This window comes from Streptomyces sp. BR1 (assembly GCF_052373795.1).
Taxonomy (GTDB): Bacteria; Actinomycetota; Actinomycetes; order Streptomycetales; family Streptomycetaceae; genus Streptomyces.
This window is the reverse complement of the sequence record NZ_CM126252.1, coordinates 692958-718770: the sequence shown is the minus strand read 5'-3', so window position 1 is coordinate 718770 and position 25813 is coordinate 692958. Positions and strand designations below refer to the sequence as shown.

24 protein-coding genes, 1 tRNA gene and 1 pseudogene are annotated in these 25813 nt (G+C 71.2%); 17 read left to right on the top strand and 9 right to left on the bottom strand.

Annotation, left to right across the window (positions count from 1 at the left end):
* The first annotated feature begins 58 nt into the window (after positions 1–58).
* Positions 59–1078: a bile acid:sodium symporter family protein gene (locus tag ACT1U9_RS03260; protein ID WP_444536840.1), complete on the top strand. Its 1020-nt coding sequence runs from the start codon at positions 59–61 to the stop codon at positions 1076–1078.
* A 6-nt stretch (positions 1079–1084) separates the two neighbouring features.
* On the opposite strand, the gene ACT1U9_RS03255 is transcribed toward ACT1U9_RS03260, so the two are convergent.
* On the bottom strand, positions 1085–2017 hold the full coding sequence (locus tag ACT1U9_RS03255; RefSeq protein ID WP_444536839.1) for a quinone oxidoreductase family protein: 933 nt from the start codon (positions 2015–2017) through the stop codon (positions 1085–1087).
* A 96-nt stretch (positions 2018–2113) separates the two neighbouring features.
* On the opposite strand from ACT1U9_RS03255, the gene ACT1U9_RS03250 reads away from it, so the two are divergent.
* Positions 2114–2587, top strand: a complete 474-nt coding sequence (locus ACT1U9_RS03250; RefSeq protein WP_444536838.1) for a MarR family winged helix-turn-helix transcriptional regulator — start codon at positions 2114–2116, stop codon at positions 2585–2587.
* Between the two features lie 117 nt (positions 2588–2704).
* On the opposite strand, the gene fdhD is transcribed toward ACT1U9_RS03250, so the two are convergent.
* Together fdhD and ACT1U9_RS03240 are read right to left on the bottom strand one after the other, a co-directional pair.
* Positions 2705–3553, bottom strand: a complete 849-nt coding sequence (gene fdhD, locus ACT1U9_RS03245) for a formate dehydrogenase accessory sulfurtransferase FdhD (RefSeq protein WP_444536837.1) — start codon at positions 3551–3553, stop codon at positions 2705–2707.
* Positions 3554–3557: 4 nt separating this feature from the next.
* A pseudogene (locus tag ACT1U9_RS03240) lies at positions 3558–3764 on the bottom strand (2Fe-2S iron-sulfur cluster-binding protein); the annotation flags it as partial.
* A gap of 156 nt (positions 3765–3920) precedes the next feature.
* Here ACT1U9_RS03240 and ACT1U9_RS03235 point away from each other — a divergent pair.
* Together ACT1U9_RS03235 and ACT1U9_RS03230 are read left to right on the top strand one after the other, a co-directional pair.
* Complete coding sequence (locus ACT1U9_RS03235; protein ID WP_444538994.1) at positions 3921–4859, top strand: beta-ketoacyl-ACP synthase III; 939 nt, start codon at positions 3921–3923, stop codon at positions 4857–4859.
* Between the two features lie 119 nt (positions 4860–4978).
* The gene (locus ACT1U9_RS03230; protein ID WP_444536836.1) at positions 4979–5629 is read left to right on the top strand and encodes a GntR family transcriptional regulator; all 651 of its coding nucleotides are present in this window, start codon (positions 4979–4981) and stop codon (positions 5627–5629) included.
* A 12-nt stretch (positions 5630–5641) separates the two neighbouring features.
* Here the strand turns inward: ACT1U9_RS03230 and ACT1U9_RS03225 are convergent, their stop codons facing one another.
* Positions 5642–6856: a low temperature requirement protein A gene (locus ACT1U9_RS03225; RefSeq protein WP_444536835.1), complete on the bottom strand. Its 1215-nt coding sequence runs from the start codon at positions 6854–6856 to the stop codon at positions 5642–5644.
* Positions 6857–6925: 69 nt separating this feature from the next.
* Between ACT1U9_RS03225 and ACT1U9_RS03220 the strand changes: the two genes are divergently transcribed.
* A complete protein-coding gene (locus ACT1U9_RS03220) occupies positions 6926–7183 on the top strand; it encodes a hypothetical protein (RefSeq protein ID WP_444536834.1) in 258 nt (85 codons plus the stop codon).
* A gap of 133 nt (positions 7184–7316) precedes the next feature.
* A complete protein-coding gene (locus tag ACT1U9_RS03215; RefSeq protein ID WP_444536833.1) occupies positions 7317–8852 on the top strand; it encodes an aldehyde dehydrogenase family protein in 1536 nt (511 codons plus the stop codon).
* Between the two features lie 11 nt (positions 8853–8863).
* On the opposite strand, the gene ACT1U9_RS03210 is transcribed toward ACT1U9_RS03215, so the two are convergent.
* Entirely contained in the window at positions 8864–9319 is a 456-nt protein-coding gene (locus tag ACT1U9_RS03210; protein WP_444536832.1) for a peroxiredoxin, read from the bottom strand.
* Positions 9320–9365: 46 nt separating this feature from the next.
* Complete coding sequence (locus ACT1U9_RS03205) at positions 9366–10637, bottom strand: DUF2254 domain-containing protein (protein WP_444538993.1); 1272 nt, start codon at positions 10635–10637, stop codon at positions 9366–9368.
* A 217-nt stretch (positions 10638–10854) separates the two neighbouring features.
* Here ACT1U9_RS03205 and ACT1U9_RS03200 point away from each other — a divergent pair.
* From ACT1U9_RS03200 to ACT1U9_RS03175, 6 genes are all read left to right on the top strand, one after another.
* Positions 10855–10942: transfer RNA gene (locus tag ACT1U9_RS03200), tRNA-Leu, on the top strand.
* A 219-nt stretch (positions 10943–11161) separates the two neighbouring features.
* Entirely contained in the window at positions 11162–12235 is a 1074-nt protein-coding gene (locus ACT1U9_RS03195) for an iron ABC transporter substrate-binding protein (protein ID WP_444536831.1), read from the top strand.
* A complete protein-coding gene (locus ACT1U9_RS03190; RefSeq protein WP_444536830.1) occupies positions 12232–13821 on the top strand; it encodes an ABC transporter permease in 1590 nt (529 codons plus the stop codon). Before ACT1U9_RS03195 ends, ACT1U9_RS03190 begins: the two co-directional genes overlap by 4 nt.
* Positions 13818–14867, top strand: a complete 1050-nt coding sequence (locus ACT1U9_RS03185; RefSeq protein ID WP_444536829.1) for an ABC transporter ATP-binding protein — start codon at positions 13818–13820, stop codon at positions 14865–14867. The genes ACT1U9_RS03190 and ACT1U9_RS03185 overlap by 4 nt, the downstream gene beginning before the upstream one ends.
* 130 nt (positions 14868–14997) lie before the next feature.
* Entirely contained in the window at positions 14998–16659 is a 1662-nt protein-coding gene (gene qcrB, locus ACT1U9_RS03180; RefSeq protein WP_444536828.1) for a cytochrome bc1 complex cytochrome b subunit, read from the top strand.
* Between the two features lie 186 nt (positions 16660–16845).
* Entirely contained in the window at positions 16846–18903 is a 2058-nt protein-coding gene (locus tag ACT1U9_RS03175) for a phosphocholine-specific phospholipase C (protein ID WP_444536827.1), read from the top strand.
* A 48-nt stretch (positions 18904–18951) separates the two neighbouring features.
* Here ACT1U9_RS03175 and ACT1U9_RS03170 read toward each other — a convergent pair whose 3' ends face one another.
* A complete protein-coding gene (locus ACT1U9_RS03170; RefSeq protein WP_444536826.1) occupies positions 18952–19866 on the bottom strand; it encodes an alpha/beta fold hydrolase in 915 nt (304 codons plus the stop codon).
* A gap of 123 nt (positions 19867–19989) precedes the next feature.
* On the opposite strand from ACT1U9_RS03170, the gene ACT1U9_RS03165 reads away from it, so the two are divergent.
* A complete protein-coding gene (locus ACT1U9_RS03165; protein ID WP_444536825.1) occupies positions 19990–21411 on the top strand; it encodes an FAD-dependent oxidoreductase in 1422 nt (473 codons plus the stop codon).
* A gap of 12 nt (positions 21412–21423) precedes the next feature.
* Here the strand turns inward: ACT1U9_RS03165 and ACT1U9_RS03160 are convergent, their stop codons facing one another.
* Entirely contained in the window at positions 21424–22353 is a 930-nt protein-coding gene (locus ACT1U9_RS03160; protein ID WP_444538992.1) for an NAD(P)-dependent oxidoreductase, read from the bottom strand.
* Between the two features lie 46 nt (positions 22354–22399).
* On the bottom strand, positions 22400–22864 hold the full coding sequence (locus tag ACT1U9_RS03155; RefSeq protein WP_444536824.1) for a MarR family winged helix-turn-helix transcriptional regulator: 465 nt from the start codon (positions 22862–22864) through the stop codon (positions 22400–22402).
* 186 nt (positions 22865–23050) lie between these two features.
* Between ACT1U9_RS03155 and ACT1U9_RS03150 the strand changes: the two genes are divergently transcribed.
* From ACT1U9_RS03150 to pcaG, 4 genes are read left to right on the top strand one after another with little or no spacing between them, the layout of a single operon-like run.
* Positions 23051–23854 carry a CoA transferase subunit A gene (locus ACT1U9_RS03150; protein WP_444536823.1) on the top strand — a complete coding sequence of 268 codons (804 nt, stop codon included), beginning with the start codon at positions 23051–23053 and terminating at the stop codon, positions 23852–23854.
* Positions 23851–24603, top strand: coding sequence for a CoA-transferase subunit beta (locus ACT1U9_RS03145; RefSeq protein WP_444536822.1), 753 nt, complete (start codon positions 23851–23853; stop codon positions 24601–24603). The genes ACT1U9_RS03150 and ACT1U9_RS03145 overlap by 4 nt, the downstream gene beginning before the upstream one ends.
* 11 nt (positions 24604–24614) lie before the next feature.
* The gene (gene pcaH / locus ACT1U9_RS03140) at positions 24615–25295 is read left to right on the top strand and encodes a protocatechuate 3,4-dioxygenase subunit beta (protein WP_444536821.1); all 681 of its coding nucleotides are present in this window, start codon (positions 24615–24617) and stop codon (positions 25293–25295) included.
* On the top strand, positions 25295–25813 hold the full coding sequence (gene pcaG / locus ACT1U9_RS03135) for a protocatechuate 3,4-dioxygenase subunit alpha (RefSeq protein WP_444536820.1): 519 nt from the start codon (positions 25295–25297) through the stop codon (positions 25811–25813). The genes pcaH and pcaG overlap by 1 nt, the downstream gene beginning before the upstream one ends.

Sequence of the window (25813 nt, the reverse complement as noted above, 5' to 3'; positions counted from 1 at the left end):
GCCCGCGCCGCACGCATCGCGACCTGAGCCGACCCGCAGCCCGACCCGAAGTGGAGCCATGAACCGCCGCACCCCGCAGTTGCCGTCCTGGCTGCCGATCGATCCGTTCATCCTGACGCTGATCGCCACCGTGGCCCTGGCGGCGCTGCTGCCCGTCTCCGGCGGGGCCGCGCATGTGGCGAGCGGCGCCTCGACCGGTGCGGTCTCGCTGCTCTTCTTCCTGTACGGGGCCCGGCTCTCCACCCGTGAGGCGATGGACGGCCTGCGCCACTGGCGGCTCCATGTGACCGTACTGGCCTGTACGTTCGTGCTCTTCCCGCTGCTCGGGCTCGCCGCGCGCGGGCTCGTGCCCGGGGTGCTGACCCCGGACCTCTACCACGGGTTCCTGTTCCTGTGCCTGGTCCCGTCGACGATCCAGTCGTCGATCGCCTTCACCTCGATCGCGGGCGGGAACGTGCCCGCGGCGATCTGCGCCGGCTCGTTCTCCAGCCTCGCCGGGATCTTCGTGACCCCGCTGCTCGCGGCGCTGCTGCTCGGCGGCAGCGGGGGCGGGGTCTCGGCCGACTCGATGGTGAAGATCGCGCTCCAACTGCTTGTGCCGTTCGTGGCGGGCCAGTTGCTGCGTCCGTGGGTGGGCGGCTTCCTCACCCGGCACAAGAAGGTCCTGGGGCTGGTGGACCGGGGCTCGATCCTGCTCGTCGTCTACACCGCGTTCAGCGAGGGCATGGTCCGGGGCATCTGGCACCAGGTGAGCCCGGCCCGCCTGGGCGCCCTGCTCCTCGCCGAGGCGGTGCTGCTCGCCGTGATGCTGGCGGTCAGCTGGTACGGGGCGAAGCGGCTCGGCTTCGACCGGGGCGACCGGATCGCGATCCAGTTCGCCGGTTCCAAGAAGAGCCTGGCGTCGGGGCTGCCGATGGCGAGCGCCCTGTTCGGCGCCCAGGCCTCGCTCGCGGTGCTGCCGCTGATGCTGTTCCACCAGATGCAGCTGATGGTGTGCGCGGTGCTCGCGAAGCGGCGCGCGGCCGAGCGGACCGCCCGGCCGGTGCGCCCCGCGCCGGTCCTCACGCCCCGCCGCTGACCGGCATCATGCCGTGCCCGTGACGAGCACCACCTTGCCCAAGTTCCGCCGGGAGTCGATGAGTTCATGCGCCCGGGCCGCCTCCTCCAGCGGCAGCTCGGCGTGGACGGCCGCGCGGATCGTGCCCGCGCGGTGCAGGTCCCACAGCTCGTCGCGCCACGCCGCGTACAGCTCGGGCTGGTTGCGGGCGATCAGCGCCATCTGGAACCCGATGACCGACTTGGCGCCGACCAGCAGGTCATAGGCCTGGACCGTGCCGCCGCCCGAGCTGAACGCGACCAGGCGGCCGCCGGGCGCGAGCGCTTTCACCGCCGGGGTGAGCAGGTCGCCGCCGACGCCGTCGAGGACGATGTCGACGGGCTCGCCCCAGGACTCGTCGCCGTACACCGCGACCTCGTCGGCGCCCATCTCCCGTACGAAGTCGGCCTTTTCGGGGGAGCTCACGGCGGCGACGACCCGGCTTGCGCCACCCGCCTTCGCCAGTTGGAGCGCGATCTGGCCGACCGCGCTCGCCGCCGCCGTCACCAGGACGGACTCGCCCGGCAGCGGCCGCGCCGCCTCGTACGCACCGCGTGCCACCAGCCCGCTGCGCACCAGCGCGACCGCTTCGACGGCGGACGCGTGGTCGGGGATGTGCGAGGCCATGGCCTCGTGGAGGACGGCGATGTCGGCGTATCCGTGCGAGAAGCAGAGGCCGGTCACGCGGTCGCCGGGGGCGAAGGCGGTGACGCCCTCGCCGATCTCGGTCACCGTCCCGGCGAGCTCACCGCCGAGCGGATAGGGCCCGCTGCCCTCGCGGACCTTGCGGACGACGGGCAGGGTGACGCCGACGGCGTCGACGCGGACGAGGAGTTCGCCGGGGCCGGGCGCGGGGGCCGCGACATCCTCGACGAACAGGACCTCGGGACCGCCGTTGACCTCGAAGCGAACACGACGCATGGACCCTCCCGGGGTAGATGGAGAACTCGTTGGGAGCCCCAACGGTATACTTGAAGTCGTTGGGAAGTCCAATGGTTTCTGGGTAGGGTCGACACCGTGACCCCACGTGCAGACTCCGCCGAAGACGCCGACTCGCTCCCCGCGCTCCAGCGCATCCAGACCCTGCCGAGCTGGCTGCTCGGCCGCGTCGCCACCCGCGGCCGCGCCCTGGTCGCCGACGCCATCGCCGACGAGGGCGCCAAGATGTGGCACCACGCGGTGCTCGCCGCCGTCTGTGAGTACGGGCCCATCGCGCAGGCCGAGCTCGGGCGGCGGATCTCGCTCGACCCCAAGGACCTGGTCGGCTTCCTCAACGACCTTCAGGCCGAGGGATATGTGGTGCGCCAGCCGGACCCCAATGACCGCCGCAAGAACGCGGTGTCGGTGACGAAGGCGGGGGAGCGGATGCTGGCGCGGTGCGCGGCGGCGGCGGACCGGGCCAACGAGGAACTGCTCGCGCCGCTCAGCGCGGCCGAGCGCAAGCAGCTGATGGAACTGCTGCGCAGGATCGGCGGTACGGAGGTCGGTTAGGGCCGTCCCAGGCAAGGTCCACCGGACAGGCCCTAGGGCTTCTGTCGGCGGAACCCGGCCGGCGCAGGGGGCGCTCCCCGCCGGCCGGGCCTGGTACCCGTGCCGCGCGCGGGCCCGTCAGCCCTGTGCGGCCGGAGCCGACAGGGCCACGCGGTGCTCGCCGGCGTACACGTTCATGGATGCGCCCCGGAGGAAGCCGACCAGTGTCAGACCGCTCTCGGCGGCCAGATCCACCGCGAGCGAGGAGGGCGCCGAGACCGCGGCGAGCACCGGGATCCCGGCCATGACCGCCTTCTGGGCCAGTTCGAACGAGGCCCGGCCGGAGACCAGCAGGATCGCCCGCGACAGCGGCAGCCCCCCGGCCTGCACGGCACGCCCCACCAGCTTGTCCACCGCGTTGTGGCGGCCGACGTCCTCGCGGATGTCGAGCAGTTCGCCCTCGTCCGAGAAGAGCGCGGCCGCGTGCAGCCCGCCGGTCCGCTCGAAGACCCGCTGCGAGGCCCGCAGCCGCTCCGGCAGGCTCGCCAGGAGCTCGGGCGTGACGCGGACCGGGGGAGTGTCCGCGATCGGGAAGCGCGCGTTGGTGCGAACCGCGTCGAGGCTCGCCTTGCCGCACAGCCCGCACGACGACGTCGTGTAGACGTTGCGCTCAAGCGTGATGTCGGGGACCTCGACGCCCGGCGCGAGCTGGACGTCCACCACGTTGTACGTGTTGACGCCCTCCGCCGTCGCCCCCGCGCAGTACACGATCGACCGTATGTCGTCGGCGGCCGCGACCACGCCCTCGCTGACCAGGAAACCGGCCGCGAGCGCGAAGTCGTCACCCGGGGTGCGCATGGTGATGGCGAGCGGCCTGCCGTTCAGCCGGATCTCCAGTGGCTCCTCGGCCACCAGCGTGTCCGGCCGGGCGGAGACCGCGCCGTCCCGGATGCGGATGACGCGGCGGCGCTCGGTGACCCGTCCCATGCGACTATTCCCGATTCTGTACGTGCTGGAAGCCGAAGCGGCCCTTGATGCAGAGGTTGCCGTGGGTCACCGGGTTGTCGTGCGGCGAGGTGACCTTGACGATCTCATTGTCCTGCACATGGGGCGTGAGGTTGCAGCCGACGCCGCAGTACGCGCACACCGTCGTCGTCCGAGTCTGCGCCGCCTCCTCCCAGGTGCCCGCCGCCCGCAGGTGGCCGCGAAGCACACGGCAGCCGCCCCGGAGCTGACACAAGGCTCCAAAGGCTCGGCGGGAAGCCTGTTGGATCTCTTGCCTCTGTACCGGTCGGTAGCCACGAAGACTGGATGGCTCCTGATGTCCTACGAGGGGAATCGAGGCATGACCGGCATGCGAGGCTCACGCGTCGTCGCGCTCGGGCACTACCAGCCCGCGAAGGTGCTCACCAACGACGACCTTGCCGCCATGGTCGAGACCAGCGACGAGTGGATCAGCAGCCGCGTCGGCATCCGCACCCGCCATGTGGCCGGGCCCGACGAGCCCGTCGACGAACTGGCCGCACACGCCGGCGCCAAGGCGCTGGCCGCCGCCGGGCTCAGCCCCGCCGACATCGACCTCGTCCTGGTCGCCACCTCCACCGCGGTCGACCGCTCCCCGAACACCGCGGCCCGGGTCGCCGCCCGCCTCGGCATGGGCGCGCCCGCCGTGCTGGACGTGAACGTCGTCTGCGCCGGGTTCACCCACGCCCTGGCCACCGCCGACCACGCGGTGCGGGCCGGATCCTCGCAGCGTGCCCTGGTCATCGGCGCGGACAAGATGACCGGCATCACCGACTGGACCGACCGCACCACCTGCGTCCTGGTCGGCGACGGCGCGGGCGCCGCCGTGGTCGAGGCGTCCGACGAGGAGCTGATCGGCCCGGTGCTGTGGGGCTCGGTCCCCGAGATGGGCCATGCCGTACGCATCGAGGGCACCCCGCCGGTCTTCGCGCAGGAGGGCCAGGCCGTCTACCGCTGGGCCACCACCCAACTCCCGCCGATCGCCCGCCAGGTGTGCGAGCGGGCCGGGCTCACCCCCGAGGACCTGGCCGCCGTCGTCCTGCACCAGGCCAACCTGCGCATCATCGAACCGGTCGCCCGCAAGATCGGCGCGGTCAACGCGGTCATCGCGCGCGATGTCGTCGACTCCGGCAACACCTCGGCCGCGAGCATCCCGATGGCCCTGTCCAAGCTGGTGGAGCGCGGCGAGATCGGCACCGGCGACCCGGTCCTGCTCTTCGGCTTCGGCGGCAACCTCTCGTACGCGGGCCAGGTCATCCGCTGCCCGTGACCGTACGGTTTTGTTGCCCCTGACCGGATGTCGTCCGCCATGGCGATCAGTAGTCTGTAGACGATAGCCAATCGCGCTTCAGGGGGCCCTAGTTGTCCGCGGGACTGCCGCAAGGAACCGTGCCCAGGCTGGAGCGCCCGGGACCGCTGCGCGAGCGGGTGTACGAGGCGCTGCTCGAACTCATCACCACGCGCGCGCTGCGCCCCGGCCAGCACCTGGTCGAGAGCGAACTGGCCAGACACCTCGGGGTGTCGCGGCAGCCGGTGCGCGAGGCGCTGCAGCGGCTGAACACCGAGGGCTGGGTCGATCTGCGCCCCGCGCAGGGCGCGTTCGTGCACGAGCCGACCGAGCAGGAAGCAGACCAGCTCCTCTCCGTACGTACGCTGCTTGAGGCCGAGGCCGCCCGTCTCGCCGCCGCCGACTCCGGATCCGCCGGGATCGCCGCCCTGGAGGCCCTGTGCGCCAAGGGCGAGCAGGCGGTCGCGGACGACGACGTGGATCTGGCGGTGTCGACCAACGCCGAGTTCCACGCCAAGGTGATGGAGCTCGGCGGCAACCTGGTCCTCGCCGAACTCGCCGCCCAGGTGGACCGGCGGGTGCGCTGGTACTACACCCCGGTCGCCCGCCGCCGCGGCACCCAGTCCTGGGTCGAGCACCGCGAGCTCATCGCGGCAATCTCCGCACGCGGCGAGGAGCGCGCGACGGCGGTGATGCGCGCCCATACGGAACATACTCGCGCCACGTACCACGAGCGCGCGAAGCGCGACTGAACTCCGTTGGACTCAGGCTGAGTTGACTTCCTCGGCTTCCGCGTACGTATCCGCGCACTCGCCCCACCGCGCCTCCGCGAGCAGCATCGCGACCAGGACGAGGACCAGCGCGAACAACTCGGCGAGCGCGTCCACATGGATGCCGAGCAGCGCCGTGGCGAGGGCTGCCACTGTGGCGGCCGCGCGGTAGCCCAGCGGCGCGATCCGCAGCGACGCGCGGAAGGCGACGTTGCCCGCGAGGAAGAGCGCCACACCGCCCGCGAGCGCCACGGCGGGCGCGGTCGGCAAGTGGTCCGGCAGATGCCCGATGGACTTCTTCACCCCGGCCGCGAGCACGGCGACCCCGAGCAGCATGGGCACGAAGCAGTAGAAGTACGCCCGCATGGTGGTCTGGAAGCGGGTGATCCCGGTGACCTTGCGCAGCGCCGCCTCGGCCGCCGCCTCGTCCCGGATGAAATACGTCCACCACAGCGCGGTCGCCAGCGCCAGGGCGAGTACCACCCCGCCGAACAGGCCCAGATTCAGGTGGAGATTGCCGGAGCCGACCCCGATCGCGATGACGGACTCGCCGAACGCGACGATCAGCAGCAGCCCGTGGCGCTCCACGAAGTGCGCCGGGTCCAGCGCCCCGACCCGGCTGGTCACCGGCTCGTTGATGTCGGTGTAACGGCCGGTGATCCGGCCCGAGATGACCGGGGTGGCCGTCTGGATCACGATCGCCGCCAGCCACCACGCCTCGGCGGCGCGCCCGTCGACGGTACCGGCGGCGGTGACACAGAGCGCGGCCGCCACATTGGGCAGCGCGAAACTGAGCACGTACCGGCCGTGGATCAGCGCGTACAACGCGCTGTGCACCACGGTGACCAGCAGAAGACCGAGGCCGAACGCCACACCGTCGTCCTTGAACACGCCCGGGATCGCCAGGGCGCAGGTCAGGAAACCGCTCATGCCGAGGACGAGCGGCAGCCGCCGGGCGTTGGTCTCGGGCGGCACCTGGTTGGTGAGGTACGCGTACGCCCCGTACATCCAGAACAGCACCACGAAGATCAGCAGTACGCGTCCGGCCTGGGCGAACGACAGGTCCTGGGTGAGCAGTACGGTCAGCTGGGTCAGGGTGAAGACGAAGACCAGATCGAAGAAGAGCTCCAGGGTGGAGACCCGCCGGTCCTCACCGCCGGACGCCTGTGCCTCCTGTGGCGCTCCGGTGGCGCCGTCCGCGTCCGCCATGTGGTCCCCCTGCCTCGTAGCCTGCGCCGATCGTGCGGCGCACACCATAACCGAGGCGGGGGAGGCCACTTGCCGGCGCAGCAGCAGTGCGACCGGCACGATCGGCCTGGCTCCCAGTCCGGCACCCTCACGCATCAACTCGTATACGAACTGCGGGAGACGGTCTTCTCCACGGCGGCCGGAACCGGCGGCGATCCCATCGCCGGAACCAGCCGCATCGACTGCCTCGCGGCCTTGGAAGCCGTGGGCGTACGGGTCGGCTCGACCCCGACCGGGACGGCCCGGCTGCTCCTCGACCGTCTCGACATGCGGACCGAACTCACGTGATGTCACTCATAGTTGGCCGTGGGTGCGTACCGTCGCCGGTCCCGTGTCACTACCTTCGCCGTACGGCCGCCCCGTGCGAAGGCGGCCCGTAGCGCCACCTCCTGCCCCGCCCGACCTGAGCGGAGACCCACAGATGGCACCCACCCTCACCCTCAAGCCCGGCACCTCCTGGACCGACGCCTGGCAGCGCTGCCGGGCGATCGTGCCCGAGGCGTTCCGGGACGACCGCGTCCTCAACCTCTGGGCCGCGCACTGGCAGTCCGACGGCCGCGCCCTGCCCGCCACCAGCCCCATCGACGGCACCCCCATCGCGGGCCCGCCACGTCTGGACGCGCCCACCGCCCAACAGGCGGTCCGCGCCTCGCTCGACCAGCACCGCGCCTGGCGGCACACCCCGCTCCCCGAGCGCCGGGCCCGTGTCGGCGCCACCCTCGACGCGCTCACCGAACACCGCGAACTGCTCGCCCTGCTCCTTGTGTGGGAGATCGGCAAGCCCTGGCGGCTGGCGCAGGCGGACGTCGACCGCGCGATCGACGGCGTGCGCTGGTACGTGGAGAACGTCGACGCGATGGTCGACGGCCGCACCCCGCTGGCCGGACCCGTCTCCAACATCGCGAGCTGGAACTATCCGATGAGCGTGCTCGTTCACGCAATGCTGGTACAGGCACTGGCCGGCAACGCCGTCATCGCCAAGACCCCGACGGACGGCGGCGTCGCCTGCCTCACCCTGGCCAGTGCGCTGGCCGCGCGCGAGGGCATCCCCGTCACCCTCGTCAGCGGCAGCGGCGGCGAGCTCTCCGAGGCCCTGGTGCGCTCGCCGGAGATCGGCTGTGTGTCGTTCGTCGGCGGCCGCGACACCGGCGCGCGCATCGCCACGGCCGTCACCGACATCGGCAAGCGGCACATCCTCGAACAGGAAGGACTCAACACCTGGGGAATCTGGAACTATTCGGACTGGGACGCCCTGTCCACCGTCATTCCCAAGTTGTACGACTACGGCAAGCAGCGATGCACCGCGTACCCGAGGTTCGTCGTCCAGCGTGCGCTCTTCGACCAGTTCCTCGCCGCGTACCTCCCGGCGGTCCGCAAGGTCCGCACGGGCCACCCCCTCGCGGTCGAGCACCCCGAAGACGCCCTGCCCGAGCTGGACTTCGGGCCGCTCATCAACGCGGCCAAGGCCAAGGAGCTCGGCGACCAGGTCGCCGAGGCGATCGACCGCGGCGCCGTCCCGCTGCACCGGGGCAGCCTCGCCGACGGCCGCTTCCTGGCGGGCCAGGACACCGGCGCGTATCTGCCGCCGGTGACGCTGCTCAACCCGCCGCCGTCGTCACCGCTGTTCCACGCGGAGCCGTTCGGCCCGGTCGACACCATCGTCCTGGTCGACACGGAGGCGGAGCTGTTGGCCGCCATGAACGCCTCGAACGGGGCGCTGGTCGCCAGCCTGTCGACCGACGACCCGGAGACCTACGCCCGCCTCGCCCCGCAGATACGAGCCTTCAAGGTCGGCCGCGGCAAGGCGCGTTCACGCGGCGACCGCGAGGAGCTGTTCGGCGGCTTCGGCGCGTCCTGGCGCGGCGCGTTCGTCGGCGGCGAGCTGCTGGTCCGGGCGGTCACGGAGGGACCGACGGGGGAGCGGCTGCCGGGCAACTTCCCGGAGTCGTACGCGTAGGGGCTTGCTTCTTACGTGGTGCGCTTGCGAAGGACGTCGAGGGCGCGGTCGGCATGCACGTTCATGCGGATCTCGCTCTTGACGATCTCCAGGACGCGGCGGTCGGTGTCTATGACGAACGTGACGCGCTTGGTCGGGGCCATGCTGAACCCCCGCTTGACGCCGAACCGTTCGCGTACGGCACCGTCCGGGTCCGAGAGCAGCGGATAGCCGAAGGAGTGCTTCTCGGTGAACTCGGCCTGCCGCTCGACGGAATCGGCGCTGATCCCGACCGGCTGCGCCCCGAGGGCCCGGAACTCCCCGGCGATGTCGCGGAAGTGGCACGCCTGCGCGGTGCAGCCGGGGGTGAAGGCCGCGGGGTAGAAGAACAGCACGGCAGGGCCCTGGGCCAGCAGCCCGGAGAGGCTGCGCGGGGTGCCGGTCTCGTCGGGGAGCTCGAAGTCGTCGACCGTGTCGCCAATTTTCATGGGGGCAGTCAACCACTCCCGGAAATCGGTCCCGCAGCCACTCCGCTCAGCCGATTCCCTGCCTGTCCCCCTCCAGCGCGAATGCCCGTTCCGCCGACTCCGGGACGGTTCGTTCCACCGCCTGTACGAGCAGGGCTCGGTGGCGTAGCAGGGGTTCGGCGCGTTCCGGGGGTGCCAGGCGGAGGAGCTCGTCCAGGGCGGACATCAGGCGGCGGGTGACCTGTGGGCTGCCGATCGAGAAGATACGGATCTCGGCGAAGCCGAGGTCCACGAAGTCGCCCCACGACGGCACGGGCTGGACGAGCCGCACGACGCCCTGCCGGTCCCGGTGGCCCACGCTGCCGAGCGGGCGGTGGGCGAGCGCGGCGAGCAGCTGCACGATCCGGTCCAGGCACTGCACCGCCGTCGTCGGGTCGTTCACGGCCGGGGAGAGTGCCCGCAGCGCGATGTCGCCGAGCTGGCGCAGCCCGAATCCGAGGTCCTGGTGGAACGTGCGCTCCACCCCCACCGACACCGTGTACCCGAGCGCCCCGCGCGACGGCGCCCGCCCGCCGTGCACCGCGAGCACCGGGGTCCCGGGCACCACGAAGTCCCCGATGCGGGGGATCAGCCGCAGCACCACGTCCTGGCGGCGGGCGGCCCGTACGAGCCGGGCGATGTTCACGTCCCGCAGCAGCCCGGCCCGACCACTGTGCCCGACCTGCCCGCTCTCCCCGGGCAGCTCGGCTTCGTCGATCGCGCCCCGGGGCATCTTGTGCAGCACCCGGAACGCCTCGGTGGTGATCCGGTCGACGACGTGCCCGACCCGCATCAGCCGCAGCGTCGCGTTCACGTACGCGATGAAGAGGAGCAGGCTCAGGGCGACCATCACGATGGTCAGCACGCTCTGGATGACCGGCACGCTGTCCACGCGCCGGGGATCGGTCTCGCCGCTGTAGGAGGTGAGGACGAGCAGCGAGAGCGCGAAGGTGGAGAGGAAGACGGCGAAGGTCAGCTTGGTGATCCGGGAGCGTACGAAGATCCGCACCACGCGCGGGGTGAGCCCGCTCGCCATCTGCACGGCGACCAGCGAGATGCTGAAGACCACACCGATGAAGGTCATCATCGCCGAGCTGACGGTGGTGACCACGGTCTTCAGGTCGTCGACGACCCCGATGAGATCACTGATCGCCTCGTACTCCTGCTGGCGGCGCAGCTCGTCGACGACCGCCGTGTCCAGCCAGTGCGCCAGCAGCCACAGCACGCAGACCAGCGCCAGCGCCGCGCTCGGCGCGAACCAGAAGGTGTCCCGCAGATGCTCCCGCAGCGGCGACAGCATCCGGGGCCGCCGATAACGCTCGCCGTCGTTGCCCACCCGCCGAGGCTAGGGCTTGGCCAGCGGATCTCGCCGGGGACGCGCGGGGCTGGCCCGCTCATCTGTGCCGCCGTCCGCCCGCGCTCGTCTGACCACGCGATATGTGGGTGAACGGCGCCTCAAACCCCTGGTAGAGTTATCTCTGTCGCCGCGGGGAACAAGCCCGCGAGACACACACCTAGTCCGGGTGGCGGAATGGCAGACGCGCTAGCTTGAGGTGCTAGTGCCCTTTATCGGGCGTGGGGGTTCAAGTCCCCCCTCGGACACCAGCAAGACCAGCAGTACCACTAAAAACCCCAGTTCATCTGGGGTTTTTTGCGTTTCCCGGGTCTGTTGTGACGCCCGCGCGCCCCCAGTCGATCATCTGTCTACAGGTATGTAGACGCCGCCGCCGTTTCTCCCTAAGGTATGCCTCAGCTAACCACGCCGGGCCGCATCCCGTCGGGGTGGGCTTCTGCTTCTGTGCCCTCACCCGTAAGGACTCCATCGTGCCCAAGACCGGATGGCCGCTCGCGGCCCTGTCGACCGTGGCCGCCGCCTCTCTGCTCCTCGTGACGGGGTGCTCCAGCTCCGACAGTGGTGGGAAGGGTGACGACGCAGCGGCGGCGGCGACCGGTGGATCGCTTCGCGGGCAGTCGATCACCGTCTACAGCGGGCAGCATGAGCAGACCGTCAAGGCGCTGACCGCCGACTTCGAGAAGCGCACGGGGATCAAGGTGAAGCTGCGCTCCGGTGACGAAGCCGAGCTCGCCAATCAGATCCTTCAGGAGGGGCCCGCCTCCCCGGCTGATGTCTTTTACGCCGAGAACCCGCCCGCGTTGACCGTTCTCGAAGAGAAGGGGCTGCTCGCGGACGTCGCGCCCGGAACTCTCAAGTCCGTTGCTGCCGCTGACAGTTCGCCCAAGGGTGGCTGGGTCGGCGTGTCCGCGCGTACCGCCGCGTTCGTCGCACGGACCGGCACCCCGGCCGACAGCGCGCCGCCCACTTCCGTACGCGACCTCGCCTCGCCCGCCTGGAAGGGGCGGCTCGGTATCGCGCCCGGCGAGACCGACTTCGCGCCGATCGTCACCCGCATGATCAAGACCGACGGGGCCGACGGCGCCAAGAAGTGGCTGGAGGGGCTGAAGGCGAACTCCAAGGTCTACAACAGCAACGAGGACCTGTCGGTCGCCGTCAACAGCGGCGAGGTGCAGGGCGGGGTCGTCGACCACTACTACTGGTACCGCCTGCGCGACGAGAAGAGCGCGGCCGGCACCCACAGCAAGCTGCACTACTTCGCCAAGGGCGACCCCGGCGCGCTCGTCGATGTCTCGGGTGCCGGGATCCTGAAGACCGGCAAGCACCAGGCCGCCGCCCAGGCCTTCCTCGCCTACCTCGACGGCAAGGACGCCCAGAAGCTGATCGCCGCCTCGCAGAGCTATGAGTACCCGCTGGTCGCGGGCGTGCCCGGCAAGCCCGAGCTCGCGCCGCTCGCCTCCGTCGGAACCGTCGCCTCCGTCGCCGAGCTCGGTGACGGCAAGGAAGCCCTGCAGCTCCTCCAGGACACCGGTCTCCTCCAGTGATCACCCCGTTCACGGGGGACGGTCCCGCCCCGCTGCGGCTGCGGCTGCTGCGGGGCGCCGGGCTGCTCTCGCCGCTGCCCCTGCTCGCCTTCGCCGTCGTCGCCGTGGTCGTCTCGCCGCTCGTCTTCGTGGGGATGCAGGCGAGCCAGGCCGGCTGGGACCAGGCGCACCGGCTGCTCGGGCGGCCGGTGATCGCCACGCTCGTCCAGCACACCCTCGCCCTCTCCGCCGCCGTGACCCTGGGCACCGCCGTCATCGGCTTCGGCGCCGCCTATCTGATCGAGCGTACGGATCTGCCCGGGCGGCGCTGGTGGACGGTGCTGCTCGCGCTGCCGCTCGCCGTCCCCGAGTTCGTGCGCGGCTACTCCTGGGTCTCCCTTTATCCGTCCGTACACGGCTATTGGGGCGCGGTCCTGGTGATGACCTGTTCGCTGTACCCGTTGGTGCTGCTGCCGGTCGCGGCCACCCTGCGGCGCACGGACGGGGCCGCCGAGGAGGTGTCGCGCAGCCTCGGGCGCGGGCCCTGGGCCACGCTGTGGCGGGTCACCGTGCCGTTGACCCGGCCCGCGCTCGCCGGTGGCGCGCTGCTCGTATCGCTCTATCTGCTCGGCGAGTACGGCGCGTTCGCGATGCTGCGCTACACGACCTTCGCCACCGCCATCTTCACCGAGTACAAGCTCGGCTTCGACGCCGCGTCGGCCTCGCTGCTCACGTTGGTGCTCGTGCTGCTCGCGCTGCTGCTCGTCGGGCTCGACGCCTGGGCGGGCCGCCGGGGCCGGGTCACCCGTCCCGGTGGCGGCGCGCGCCGGGCCGCGCCCGCCCGGCTCGGGCGCGGGAAGCTGCCCGCGTGCGGCGCGCTTGCCGCAGTTGTCGCCGTATCCCTCGGTGTGCCGGTCTACGCGCTCGCGTACTGGCTGGTGAAGGGCGACTCGACCACCCTGCCGTCGGCCTCCGTGTGGTCCTCGGCGCTCACCACCCTCGGCTACGCCTCGGCCGCGGCCGCCGTATCCACGGCCGCCGCCGTACCGGTGGCGCTCTACGGGTGGCGGCGCGGCACCCGGCTCGCCCGGACCGCCGAGCGCGCCGCGTATCTGACCCGCGCGCTGCCCGGCATCGCCGTCGCGCTCTCCGTGGTGTTCTTCGCCATCCGCTACGCCCAACCCCTCTACCAGCAGCCCCCGATGCTGGTCGCCGGCTATGTGATCCTCTTCTTCCCGCTCGCCCTCACCGCCGTGCGCGCGGCCCTGGCGCATGTACCGCCGGGCGTCGAGGAGGTCGCGCGCTCGCTCGGCACGCGCCCCCTCGCCGTCTTCGTACGGGTCACGCTCCCGCTGGTGCTGCCCGGGCTCGGTGCGGCCGCCGCGATGGTGCTGCTGACCGCGAGCACCGAACTCACCGCCACCCTGCTCCTCCGCCCCACCGGCACCCAGACCCTGGCCACCCAGTTCTGGATCTACACCAGCGGTCTGGCATACGGCGCCGCCGCCCCGTACGCGGCGCTGATGGTCCTCATGTCCGTGCCCCCGGTGCTCCTGCTGACCCGGCGCGCGCTCGCTTCCCACCCCACCACGGAGACCTCCCGATGAGCGGCCTCGCGATCCACGCCCTGCACGCGGCCCACGGCCGCACCCCGATCCTCGACGGCGTCGACCTCGCGGTACCGAACGGCGCCCTCGCCTGTGTGCTCGGTCCGTCGGGGTGCGGCAAGTCCACCCTGCTGCGGGTCGTCGCCGGGTTCCATCCCGCGCTGAGCGGCGAGGTCGCGCTCGGCGACACGCTGCTCGACGACGGACGGCGCAGGCTGCCCGCCGAGCGCCGCCGGATCGGTTACGTACCCCAGGACGGCGCCCTCTTCCCGCACTTGAGCGTCGCCGCGAACATAGGCTTCGGCCTGCCCCGCGCGCAGCGCCGCGAGCGGGTCGCCGAACTCCTGGACCTGATCGGGCTGCCCGGGCTCGGCGGCCGCCACCCCCATCAGCTCTCCGGCGGTCAGCAGCAGCGGGTCGCGCTGGCCCGGGCGCTCGCCCCCCGGCCCGAACTGCTGCTCCTGGACGAGCCGTTCGCCGCCCTCGACGCGGCCCTGCGCACCGATCTGCGCGCCGAGGTCGCGGCCACCCTGCGCGCGGCCGGAGCCACCGCCGTCCTGGTCACCCACGACCAGGACGAGGCGATCTCCTTCGCCGACACCATCGCGGTGATGCGGGCGGGCCGGATCGTCCAGCAGGCCACGCCCCAGGTGCTCTACCGCGAACCGGCCGACGCCTCGGTCGCCGGATTCCTCGGCGAGGCCAACATCGTCCCGGCCCAACTGGACGGTCTGCGGGCCGACACCGCGTTCGGCATCCTCAAGCTCACCGTCAACGCCGGTGCCGCGCGCCGGGGTCCGGTGCTCCTGCGCCCCCGCCAGTTGCGGCTCAGCGTGACGCCCGGACCCGGCAAGGTGCGCACCCGGATCCACCGCTGCCACTTCCGGGGCAGCGACCACCGCGTGGAACTCATGGCGCACGAGGACCAGGGGCTGCCCGAGGTCCTGGTCGCCTACACCGACGTTCCCTGGCCCGAGGGTGAGGCATACGTCGAGGTGGAAGGCCCGGCGCACCCCGTGGAGGAGCCCGTGGCGTCCGGTCGCTGAGCCCCGCCCGCCGCTCCGAGTGGGCTGCGTCACTCAACTCGCGTCCGGGTAGGGGCTGTTGGCCCACGCATGCCGGTGTCTACCCTGTTACAGGCCTCGAAGGGACAGCATTGCCTTTAGGGGGAGACGCATGAGCAGCAGTACTCAGAGCGGCACGGAGAACACTGCACGGCCGGCGGAGCCGGGCAAGGGCGAGAAGCTGGCCGACTGGGCGGACGGGCGCCTGGGCATCTACTCACTCGCCAAGAGCCAGATGCGCAAGATCTTCCCGGACCACTGGTCCTTCATGTTCGGCGAGATCTGCCTTTACAGCTTTATCGTCCTCATTCTCACCGGTATCTATCTGACGCTGTTCTTCGAGCCGAGCGGTGTGGAGGTCGTCTACCACGGCGCGTACACCCCGTTGAACGGTGTACGGATGACGCGGGCCTATGAGTCGACGCTCGACCTCAGCTTCGAGGTGCGCGGCGGGCTGCTCATCCGGCAGGTGCACCACTGGGCGGCGCTGGTCTTCTGCGCCGGTCTCCTGGTGCACATGATGCGGGTGTTCTTCACCGGTGCCTACCGCAAGCCGCGCGAGCTCAACTGGCTGTTCGGCTGGACGATCCTGTTCACCGCGCTGATCACCGGACTGACCGGCTACTCGCTCCCCGACGACCTGCTGTCCGGTACGGGCATCCGGTTCGCGGACGGCGCGATCCTGTCGATCCCGGTGATCGGCACGTATCTCTCGTTCTTCCTCTTCGGCGGGGAGTTCCCGGGCCACGACATCATTCCGCGGCTCTACTCGGTGCACATCCTGTTGCTGCCGGGGCTGATCCTGGGTCTGGTGGTGACCCATCTGATCCTGGTCTTCTACCACAAGCACACCCAGTTCGCCGGGGCCGGACGGTCCGAGAAGAACGTGGTGGGCGCGCCGCTGATGCCGGTCTACACGGCGAAGGCGGGCGGCTTCTTCTTCCTCGTCTTCGGGCTGCTGACGATCATGGGCGCGGTGGCGAGCATCAACCCGGTCTGGGCGATGGGTCCTTACCGTCCCGACATGGTCTCGACCGGCGCCCAACCCGACTGGTATCTGGGCTTCTCCGAGGGACTGATCCGGGTGATGCCGGGATGGGAGATCAACGCCTGGGGCCATACGCTCGCCCTCGGCGTCCTCATCCCGTTCACGCTCTTCCCGTTGCTGCTGGCCGCGATCGGCGCGTATCCATTCATCGAGGCATGGATCACCGGGGACAAACGCGAGCACCACATCGCGGACCGGCCGCGCAACCACCCGGTCCGCACGGGGCTCGGCACCGCCTGGCTCGCCATGTACTTCGTGTGTCTGGTCGGCGGCGGCAACGACCTGTGGGCCACCCACTTCCATCTCTCCATCAACTCGATCACCTGGTTCGTGCGGATCGGCTTCTTCCTGGTGCCGACGCTCACCTTCATCGTCACCAAACGGATCTGCCACGGCCTCCAGCTGCGCGACCGGGACAAGGCGCTGCACGGCCGCGAGAGCGGCATCATCAAGAAGCTGCCGCACGGTGAGTTCGTCGAGGTCCATGAACCGATGACTCCGGCGCAGCTCTACAAGCTCACCCAGCACGAGCAGCCCGAGCCCTTCGAGATCGGCCCGGAGGTCGACGAGAACGGCGTACGCCGCAAGGTCAAGCGCTCCGAGCGGCTGCGGGCCAAGCTCGCCAAGGCCCTGTACGGCAAGGGCGCGTACGTACCGAAGGCGACCGCCGAGGAGTACAAGCAGCTCCACAGCGCCGAGCACGAGCAGGAGCACCAACACCACTGAGACGCCGTCCCGGAACGGACAGTTCCGGACATGACCGACACAGGCCCCGCCGTTCGCGGCGGGGCCTGTTCGTCTTCCGTACCGCCGCGCGCCATCGATTCGCCACTGGCCCTTCCGTAACCCTCGCTGTTCTTGGAACACTCCAGTCGCTTCTGTCCCCACACGCTTGCAGAGGTCTCCTCACTCATGGCTGAACTCAATCGGCGCCGGTTCCTCCAGCTCGCCGGCGGTACCGCGGCCCTCACCATGCTGTCCGACAGCATCGCCCGCGCCGCCGCCATCCCGGCCCAGGGCACCACGGGCAGCATCCAGGACGTCGAGCACATCGTCGTCCTGATGCAGGAGAACCGTTCCTTCGACCACTACTTCGGCTCGCTGAAGGGCGTACGCGGCTTCGGCGACCCGCGTCCGGTCAACCTCCCGAGCGGCAAGTCGGTCTGGCACCAGCAGGGCAACGGCAAGGAGGTGCTGCCGTTCCGGCCCAAGGCCGACAACCTGGGCCTGCAGTTCATCCAGGACCTCAACCACGACTGGGCCGGCAGCCACCAGGCGTTCAACAACGGCAAGTACGACCAGTGGGTGCCCGCGAAGACGTCCACGACCATGGCGTATCTGACGCGCGAGGACATCCCCTTCCACTACGCGCTGGCCGACGCCTTCACCATCTGCGACGCCTACCACTGCTCGTTCATCGGCTCCACCGACCCGAACCGCTACTACATGTGGACCGGGTTCACCGGGAACGACGGCACCGGCGGCGGGCCCGTCCTCGGCAACGACGAGAAGGGGTACGGCTGGACGACCTACCCCGAGCGGCTGGAGAAGGCCGGGGTGTCCTGGAAGATCTACCAGGACGTCGGCGACGGCCTGGACGCGGCCGGCGGCTGGGGCTGGATCAACGACGCCTACCGCGGCAACTACGGCGACAACTCGCTGCTGTACTTCAACACCTACCGCAACGCCAAGCCCGGCGACCCGCTCTACGACAAAGCCCGCACCGGCACCAACGCCAAGGCGGGCGACGGGTTCTTCGACGTTCTGAAGGCCGACGTCAAGGCCGGTACGCTGCCGAAGATCTCCTGGGTCGTGGCGCCCGAGGCGTTCACCGAGCACCCCAACTGGCCCGCGAACTACGGCGCCTGGTACATCTCCCAGGTGCTCGACGCGCTCACCGCCAACCCCGATGTGTGGGCGAAGACCGCGCTGTTCATCACGTACGACGAGAACGACGGCTTCTTCGACCACGTCGTGCCGCCGTTCCCGCCGTCCTCGGCCAACCAGGGCCTGTCCACGGTCGCCACCTCGGCCGACTACTACGGCGGCGACCTCACCCACGCGGCCGGTCCCTACGGCCTCGGCCAGCGGGTGCCGATGCTCGTGGTCTCGCCCTGGTCGACCGGCGGTTACAGCTGCTCGGAGACCTTCGACCACACCTCGATCATCCGGTTCATGGAGCGCCGCTTCGGTGTCCAGGAGCCCAACATCTCGCCCTGGCGGCGGGCGGTCTGCGGTGACCTGACGTCCGCGTTCGACTTCACCCGCTCGACTACGGCCCCGGCCGGGCTGCCGTCGACGGACGCGTATGTGCCGCCGGACCACAACCGCCACCCCGACTTCGTGCCGGTCCCGCCCACCACCGGCACCATGCCCAAGCAGGAGCCGGGCTCGCGCCGGACCCGGCCGCTGCGGTACGCGCCGTGCGTGGACGGCTCGGCGAACGCGAGCACCGGCAAGTTCACGCTGAAGTTCAGCGGCGGCACCGCCTCGGGCGCGCAGTTCCTGGTCACCTCCGCCAACCGTACGGACGGGCCGTGGACGTACACGACCGAGGCGGGCAAGACGCTCTCGGACACGTGGAACACCGCGTACTCCAAGGGCACCACCGACCTCAGCGTGTTCGGCCCGAACGGCTTCCTGCGGACCTTCCGCAACGCGGGCAAGACCGCGGGCCCGGAGGTGACGGCACGTCACAACGCGGCCACCGGCAACCTCGATCTGACCTTCACCAACGCGGGCTCGTCGAGCGCCCGTCTGACGGTGACCAACGGATACGGTGGGGCGTCGCGCGCGCTCACCGTCCAGCCGGGCGCGACCGTCACGTACTGCGTCGACCTGTTGGCGAGCAAGCGCTGGTACGACGTGTCGGTGGTGTCCAGCACCGACAGCGCGTTCCTGCGGCGGTTCGCCGGGCATGTGGAGACGGGCGCGGAGGGCGTGAGCGACCCGGCGATCCTGACCGCCTGATCTTTGGTGTACGCGGCCGGGTCGTCCCCTTTGTAGGGGCGGCCCGGTTCAGCGTGTCAGGAGTTCGCGCAGGGCGCGGACGACCTCGGCGGGGGACTCCTCGGCCATGAAGTGGCCGCAGGAGACGGTCCGGTGGACCAGATCCGGGGCCCAGTCGCGCCAGAGCTCGGCCGCGTCCACGCCCGGCGCCGCACCCCAGTCCTGCTGGACGACCGTCACCGGCATGCGCAGCCGGTTGCCCGAGCGGCGGTCGGCGGCGTCGTGCTCCACGTCGATGTGCGCCGAGGCGCGGTAGTCGGCGACGATCGAGGGGACGGCGGCCCGGCAGGCCCGCAGATAGGCGGCGCGCACCTCGGCGGGGATCGCGTCCGGGTCGCGGGTCCACAGATCGAGGTAGTGGCCGAAAAAATCGTCGGCGGTGGCGGCGATCATCCGCTCCGGCAGACCCGGCGGCTGGGCCATCAGATAGAGCGGGAACCCGACCGCGCCGGACGTGCCGCGCAGCACCTCCCAGGTGTCTAGGGTCGGCACCACGTCGAGCGAGGCGAGATGGGTGACGGCGCCCGGATGGTCGAGCCCGGCGCGGATGGCGACGAGCGCGCCCCGGTCGTGCCCGGCGAGCGCGAACCGGTCATGGCCGAGCGCGCGGGCGAGGGCGACGATGTCGGCGGCCATCGTCCGCTTCGCGTACGCGAGACCGTCGGTGTCGAGCGGCTTGTCGCTGTCGCCGTAGCCGCGCAGATCGGGGCAGATCACCGTGTGGTCGGCCGCCAGCTCCGGGGCGACATGACGCCACATCAGATGTGTCTGCGGAAAGCCGTGAAGGAGGACCACGGGCGGTCCGGAGCCGCCGACGGCCACGTGGAGCGACACCGCCTCGGCGACCGGTACCCGGCGGTAGGTGAAGCCGCCGATCCTGGGATGCGGGGGTTGCGTGCGGTCCATGCGGCCGGTGCGTTCCATGGTTCCTGACCTTTGCCGAGCGAACGGTCGGATCGGGCCAAATCGTATGGCTCAGGCAGGTTCCGGGCCGTGCGGCGCGTCATACTGGTCGGCCGGAGATCGCGCCGAGCAAGGGGATTGACGTTGGTGGACACGGTGAACGGGAGGGGCGCGGGCCGGGCGGGGGCACGGCACGCGGTCGTCATCGGGGGAAGTCTGGCGGGGCTGCTCGCGGCCCATGTGCTCGCGGACCACGCGGAGCGGGTGACCATCGTCGAGCGCGACCGGCTGCCCGACGGTCCTGAGCCACGAGGCGGGGTGCCGCAGAGCCGCCACACCCATGTGCTGATCCCGGGCGGCCAAGGGGCGTACGACACCCTGTTGCCCGGTTTCACCGACGAGCTGATGGCGCACGGCGCGCCCCGCGTCGGCGCGCCCAACGACATAGTGCAGTGGCAGGGCGGGCGTTGGTTCCGCCGCACCGAGGAGACCGCGCACTTCATCACGCCCACGCGGCCCCTCCTTGAATGGCTGGTGCGCCGCCGGGTGCTGGCCAACCCCCGCATCGAGGTCGTCGAGGGCACCGAGACCGTCGGCCTGGTGGGCGACGCCGCACGCGTACGCGGCGTGCTGCTGCGCGAACGCGGCGCGGCGGCCGCCGCCGTGGGCCGGGAGCCGCAACGGCTCGCCGCCGACCTCGTGGTCGACGCCTCGGGCCGCGGTACCAAGGCCGCCGACTGGCTGACCGCCATCGGCGCCGAACCGGCCGTCGAGGAGACCCTGGAGACCGGCCTCGCGTACGCGACCCGCCTCTACCGCACGGGCGAGGAGGGAGACGGCGACAGCGATGTGCGTGGCCAGTTCATCGTCCCCAACCCGGCCCAGACGTTCGGCGCGGTCGTGCTGCCCATCGAGGACGACCGGTGGACGGTCACGCTCTCGGGTCTGCGCGGCGCCGAACCGCCGCTGGACGACCGGGGGTTCACCGAGTACGCCGACCGGCTGCCGCACCCGGTCGTCCGCAACTGGCTGGACGCGGCCAAGGGCGACTCGACCGCGATCGCCTACCGCACCACCGCCAACATCCGCCGCCGCTACGACCGTCCGGGCCGCCGCCCCGCCGGGTTCCTGGCCACCGGTGACGCGCAGTGCGTCTTCAACCCTATCTACGGCCAGGGCATGACGGTCGCCGCCTTCAGCGCCCTCGCGCTGCGCGACGTGCTCGGCGACAGCCGCCGTACACCGACGACCCGGCGCGTCCAGAAGGCGATGTTCGCGGCGTCGCGGCAGGCGTGGGACGTCTCGGCCGGATCGGACAAGAACATGCCGACCGCGACGGGCAGCGCGGCGCGCAGCACCGTGGCCGACCGGGTCTCCGGGTGGTACCTCGGGCGCGTGGAGGCCCGGGCCACCGGCGACCCGGTGATCAGCAAGGTCTTCCGCGATGTGGTGTATCTGAGCGCCCCGATCTCGGCGCTGTTCGCCCCGCGCATCGCGAAGGCGGTGCTGTTCGGCCCGGTCAAGCCGACCCCGCAGGAGCCGCCGATGCGGCGCGAGGCCGGCTGAACCTCCGGCCGGTCACGGCTGCTCGGGGCGGCCCGCGAAGAACGTCGCGATCATGTCCTCGTCGCCGTGACCGGCCGCCCGCGCCCGGGTGAACCGGGCCGCGGACGCCTCCACCAAGTCGAGCCGCACACCGGTCTGTTCGGCCGCCTCCAGGATCAGCCGGGCGTCCTTGAGCGCGGTGGAGAGCGCGAAGCTCGGGGCGAGGTCGCCGGAGAGCAGGGCCGCCGACTTGCTCTGGAGATACGGGCTGTCCAGCGGGCCGCCCGCCATCGCGTCCAGGAACACCTTCGGGTCGAGGTCCAGGCCCTCGGCCAGGTTCAGACACTCGGCGATGCCGTTCACCAGGTTGATCACCCAGGTGTTGACGACCAGCTTCAGCTGCGAGGCCGCGCCCGGCTCCTCGCCCGCCCACACCGTGCGCTGCCCGATGGCGTCGAGTACGGGCGCGACGGCCGCGCGGGCGCCGGACGGCCCGGCGACGAACACGGTGAGCTTGCCCTGCTCGGCCGGGAGCCGGGTTCCGGCCACCGGCGCGTCCAGATAGACGAGCCCCAACTCGGTCGCGCGCCCGGCCAGTTCGACGGTCGCCTCGGGGCCGACCGTGGCGGACTGGAGCCACAGGGCGCCGGGGGCGAGGCCGGGAGCCGCCGCGTCGATCGTCTCGGCGACCGAGGGGCCGTCGTGCAGCATCGTCAGCACCACGTCCGCCCCGCGCACCGCCTCCTCGGGGCTCGCGCACACGCTCGCCCCGTCGGCGGCGAGGGGCTGGGCCTTGGCCTGCGTACGGTTCCAGACGCGTACCGGCAGCCCGGCCCGCAGCAGACTGCGGGCCATGCCCGCGCCCATGATGCCGGTGCCGAGGACGGCGACGGTGGGGTGTTCCGAAGCGGTGGTGGACATGGCGTTCTCCTTCGGCGGCGCGGACTCCCGTACGTACGCGATCAGTTTGGCGCCCCGGGCGGTCCGCCGGGCGGACCGGCTCGCCCGATCAGCTCGCCTCGGCCTGTTCGTCGGCGTCCCGGAAGCCGTCGGCCGCCGCGTCGGCGACCCGGCGCAGCAGGTCGAGGAAGGCGGTCTGTTCGGCGGGGGCCAGCGGGGCGAGGAAGACCTGGTTCATGTGGGCCGTACGGGCGGTCAGTTCGCGGTGCAGGGCGCGGCCCTCCTCGGTCACCGCGAGCAGGGAGCGCCGGCCGTCGTGCGGGTCGCGCTTCTTGCGGAGCAGCCCGCGTCGGGTGAGACGGTTGACGACCTCGGCGATGGTCGAACGGTCGAGGCCCACCCGCTCGCCCACGGTCCGCTGATCGAGGCCCGGGTCGGCGACCAGCGTGTTGAGGACGGCGAACTGGGGCGAGGTGGTCTGCTCGGAGACCATCGTCGTCCAGAGCAGATGGTGGGCCTGCTGGAGCCGCCGGGCCAGATGTCCGGGGTGGCCGCTCAAGTCGACTGCGGACACGGCGTGTTCCTCTCGTCGGCCGCCGGGGCGAGCGCTTTCGGTCAACCGCGTACGGTCAAGTGTTCAGCGTACTGAGGGTGTTGACCCGTCGGACCCGCCCGGTTAGCTTCGGAAGCGGTAGGTGCTCAGTGCACTGACTAAACACTGAGCCTACCGCTACGGGGAGTTTCGGGGCAGGGGGAAGCAATGGCCGAGATCCGAGGGCTGCGGGACGCCGTGGCCGACCTGATCCACGACGGGGACACCGTCGCGATGGAGGGGTTCACCCATCTCATTCCGTTCGCCGCGGGGCACGAGGTCATCCGGCAGGGGATCACCGATCTCACGCTCGTACGGATGACTCCGGATGTGATCTACGACCAGCTGATCGGGGCCGGACTGGCACGGAAGCTGGTGTTCTCCTGGGGCGGCAACCCGGGCGTCGGCTCGCTGCACCGCTTCCGCGACGCCGTCGAGAACGGCTGGCCCAGACCGCTGGAGCTGGACGAGCACAGCCACGCCGGGATGGCCAACCGCTATACGGCGGGCGCCTCCCGGATGCCGTTCGCGCTGTTGCGCGGCTATCGCGGCACCGGCCACGACCGGCGTACGACAACGGTGTCAACCGTCAACTGCCCGTTCACCGGTGAGGAGCTGGCGGCGGTCGCGGCGGTCAACCCGGACGTCACGGTCATCCACGCCCAGCAGGCCGACCTGGAGGGCAACGTCCAGCTGTGGGGGCTCGCCGGGGTGCAGAAGGAGGCCGTGCTGGCGGCCGACCGGGTGCTGGTCACCGTCGAGGAGCTGGTCCGCGAACTGGAGCCGCACCCGGGCGGCGTGGTGCTGCCGGGCTGGGTCGTCGACGCGGTGGCGGTGGTGCCGGGCGGGGCCCATCCCTCGTACGCGGCCGGGTACTCCGAACGGGACAACGACTACTACCGGGAGTGGGACCGGGTCTCCCGCGACCGTGAGGTGTTCTGCCAATGGCTCAAGGAGTGTGTGACCGGATGAGCGAAGGGCCGGGCGGCGCCGTGCTGATGGAGATCAACGCGGCGCGGGCGCTGGCGGGGGCGAGAACCTGTTTCGTCGGGATCGGGCTGCCGTCCACGGCGGCCAACCTCGCCCGCCGCCTGCACAACCCCGGCCTGGTCCTCATCTACGAGTCCGGTGTCATCGGCGCCAAGCCGTCCCGGCTGCCGCTCTCCATCGGCGACGGCGAACTCGCCGAGACCGCCGACACACTTGTCTCCGTACCGGAGATGTTCTCCTACTGGCTCCAGGGCGGGCGCGTCGACGTCGGATTCCTGAGCGCCGCCCAGCTGGACCGGCACGCCAACATCAACACGACCGAGGTGGACCGGGGTCCAGGGCGTCCACCGGGGCGGCTGCCCGGCGCGGGCGGGGCGCCCGAGATCGCCGCGCACTGCGGCGAGGTGCTGATCGTGCTGCGGCACTCACCGCGCGCCCTCGTGGAGCACCTGGACTTCGTCACTACGCTCGGCCATGGCACCGGCCCGGGCGACCGCGCCCGGTACGGGATGCGCGGCCGGGGCCCGACCGCCGTCATCACCGACCTGGGCGTGCTGCGCCCGGACCCGGCGACCGCCGAACTGGTCCTGACGCAGGTGCACCCCGGGGTGAGCGTCGAGCAGGTCCGCGAGGCGACCGGGTGGCCGCTGCGGACGGCGGACCGGGTCGAGGTGACGGCGCCGCCCACGGAGACCGAGCTGGTGGAGCTGAACGCTCTCAAATCAGCGTGAAGGAGGCTTACATGACGCTGAATCACCGCGACATCCCTCCGTACCGGGGCGTTCCGCTGCGGTATCCGCACCGCAAGCCGCTGCCGGTGCGCGACCCCGAGGCCGTCGAGCTGTACGGGCCGGTCTTCGGCGGCACGGACGTGTCCGAGCGCGACCACGATCTGACGGTCCACCATCCGGGTGAGCCCATGGGTGAGCGCATCACCGTGAGCGGCCGGATCACCGACCGCCAAGGGCGGCCCGTGTTAGGGCAGTTGGTGGAGATCTGGCAGGCCAACGCCTCCGGGCGCTACGCCCATCGGCTCGACCAGAACCGCGCGCCGCTCGACCCCAACTTCACGGGTCACGGGCGCTGTCTGACCGACGCCGAGGGCCGCTACGCCTTCACCACGATCAAGCCGGGCGCCTACCCCTGGGAGCACTACGAGAACGCCTGGCGTCCCGCGCACATCCACTTCTCGCTGTTCGGGACCGCCTTCACCCAGCGGATGATCACCCAGATGTACTTCCCCGGCGACCCGCTGCTGGCCTTCGACCCGATCCTGCACTCGGCCGGTGACGAGGGGGCGCGGGAGCGTCTGGTGGCGGCGTACGACCCCGAACGGTCCGTCCCGCACAGCTCGTTGGGGTATCGCTGGGACATCGTGCTCGACGGCCCCTCGGCCACCCGGTTCGAGGACGGTGACCACTGATGGACGCGCGGCCCACGCCGTTCCAGACCATCGGGCCGTTCTACGGCGAGGTCCTGCCGTTCGAGGGCGGCGCCGCGATGGCCCCGCCGGACCACCCGGACGCGATCACTGTGCATGGCCATGTGTACGACGGGGCGGGCGATCCCGTACCGGACGCGTTCCTGGAGTTCTGGCAGCCCGCGCCCGACGGCTCCCGGACCGGCAGGGCGGGCTCCCTCGCCCGTAACGGGGCCGACTTCACCGGCTTCGGCCGGGTCCCGACGGACGCGGAGGGCCACTGGGCCGTACGCACGCTGGCGCCGGGATCGGTCCCGTATCTCTCGGTGGCCGTCTTCGCGCGCGGCTTGCCGCACCACCTGTTCACGCGGGTGTATCTGAGGGAGGCCTCCGACCCGCTGCTCGACGCGCTGGAGCCCGAGCGGCGGCGGACCCTGCTGGCGGAGGCGGACCTGCGGGGCTATCGCTTCGACGTCCGTCTTCAGGGCGAGCGGGAGACGGTCTTTCTCGCCTTCCACTGA

Bases quoted from the DNA above. Each gene is read 5' to 3' on its own strand.
- ACT1U9_RS03260 (WP_444536840.1), top strand. From the start codon at position 59: ATGAACCGCCGCACCCCGCAGTTGCCGTCCTGGCTGCCGATCGATCCG.
- ACT1U9_RS03255 (WP_444536839.1), bottom strand. From the start codon at position 2,017: ATGCGTCGTGTTCGCTTCGAGGTCAACGGCGGTCCCGAGGTCCTGTTC.
- fdhD (WP_444536837.1), bottom strand. From the start codon at position 3,553: ATGGGACGGGTCACCGAGCGCCGCCGCGTCATCCGCATCCGGGACGGC.
- ACT1U9_RS03235 (WP_444538994.1), top strand. From the start codon at position 3,921: ATGCGAGGCTCACGCGTCGTCGCGCTCGGGCACTACCAGCCCGCGAAG.
- ACT1U9_RS03225 (WP_444536835.1), bottom strand. From the start codon at position 6,856: ATGGCGGACGCGGACGGCGCCACCGGAGCGCCACAGGAGGCACAGGCG.
- ACT1U9_RS03215 (WP_444536833.1), top strand. From the start codon at position 7,317: ATGGCACCCACCCTCACCCTCAAGCCCGGCACCTCCTGGACCGACGCC.
- ACT1U9_RS03210 (WP_444536832.1), bottom strand. From the start codon at position 9,319: ATGAAAATTGGCGACACGGTCGACGACTTCGAGCTCCCCGACGAGACC.
- ACT1U9_RS03205 (WP_444538993.1), bottom strand. From the start codon at position 10,637: ATGCTGTCGCCGCTGCGGGAGCATCTGCGGGACACCTTCTGGTTCGCG.
- ACT1U9_RS03185 (WP_444536829.1), top strand. From the start codon at position 13,818: ATGAGCGGCCTCGCGATCCACGCCCTGCACGCGGCCCACGGCCGCACC.
- qcrB (WP_444536828.1), top strand. From the start codon at position 14,998: ATGAGCAGCAGTACTCAGAGCGGCACGGAGAACACTGCACGGCCGGCG.
- ACT1U9_RS03175 (WP_444536827.1), top strand. From the start codon at position 16,846: ATGGCTGAACTCAATCGGCGCCGGTTCCTCCAGCTCGCCGGCGGTACC.
- ACT1U9_RS03170 (WP_444536826.1), bottom strand. From the start codon at position 19,866: ATGGAACGCACCGGCCGCATGGACCGCACGCAACCCCCGCATCCCAGG.
- ACT1U9_RS03150 (WP_444536823.1), top strand. From the start codon at position 23,051: ATGGCCGAGATCCGAGGGCTGCGGGACGCCGTGGCCGACCTGATCCAC.
- ACT1U9_RS03145 (WP_444536822.1), top strand. From the start codon at position 23,851: ATGAGCGAAGGGCCGGGCGGCGCCGTGCTGATGGAGATCAACGCGGCG.
- pcaH (WP_444536821.1), top strand. From the start codon at position 24,615: ATGACGCTGAATCACCGCGACATCCCTCCGTACCGGGGCGTTCCGCTG.
- pcaG (WP_444536820.1), top strand. From the start codon at position 25,295: ATGGACGCGCGGCCCACGCCGTTCCAGACCATCGGGCCGTTCTACGGC.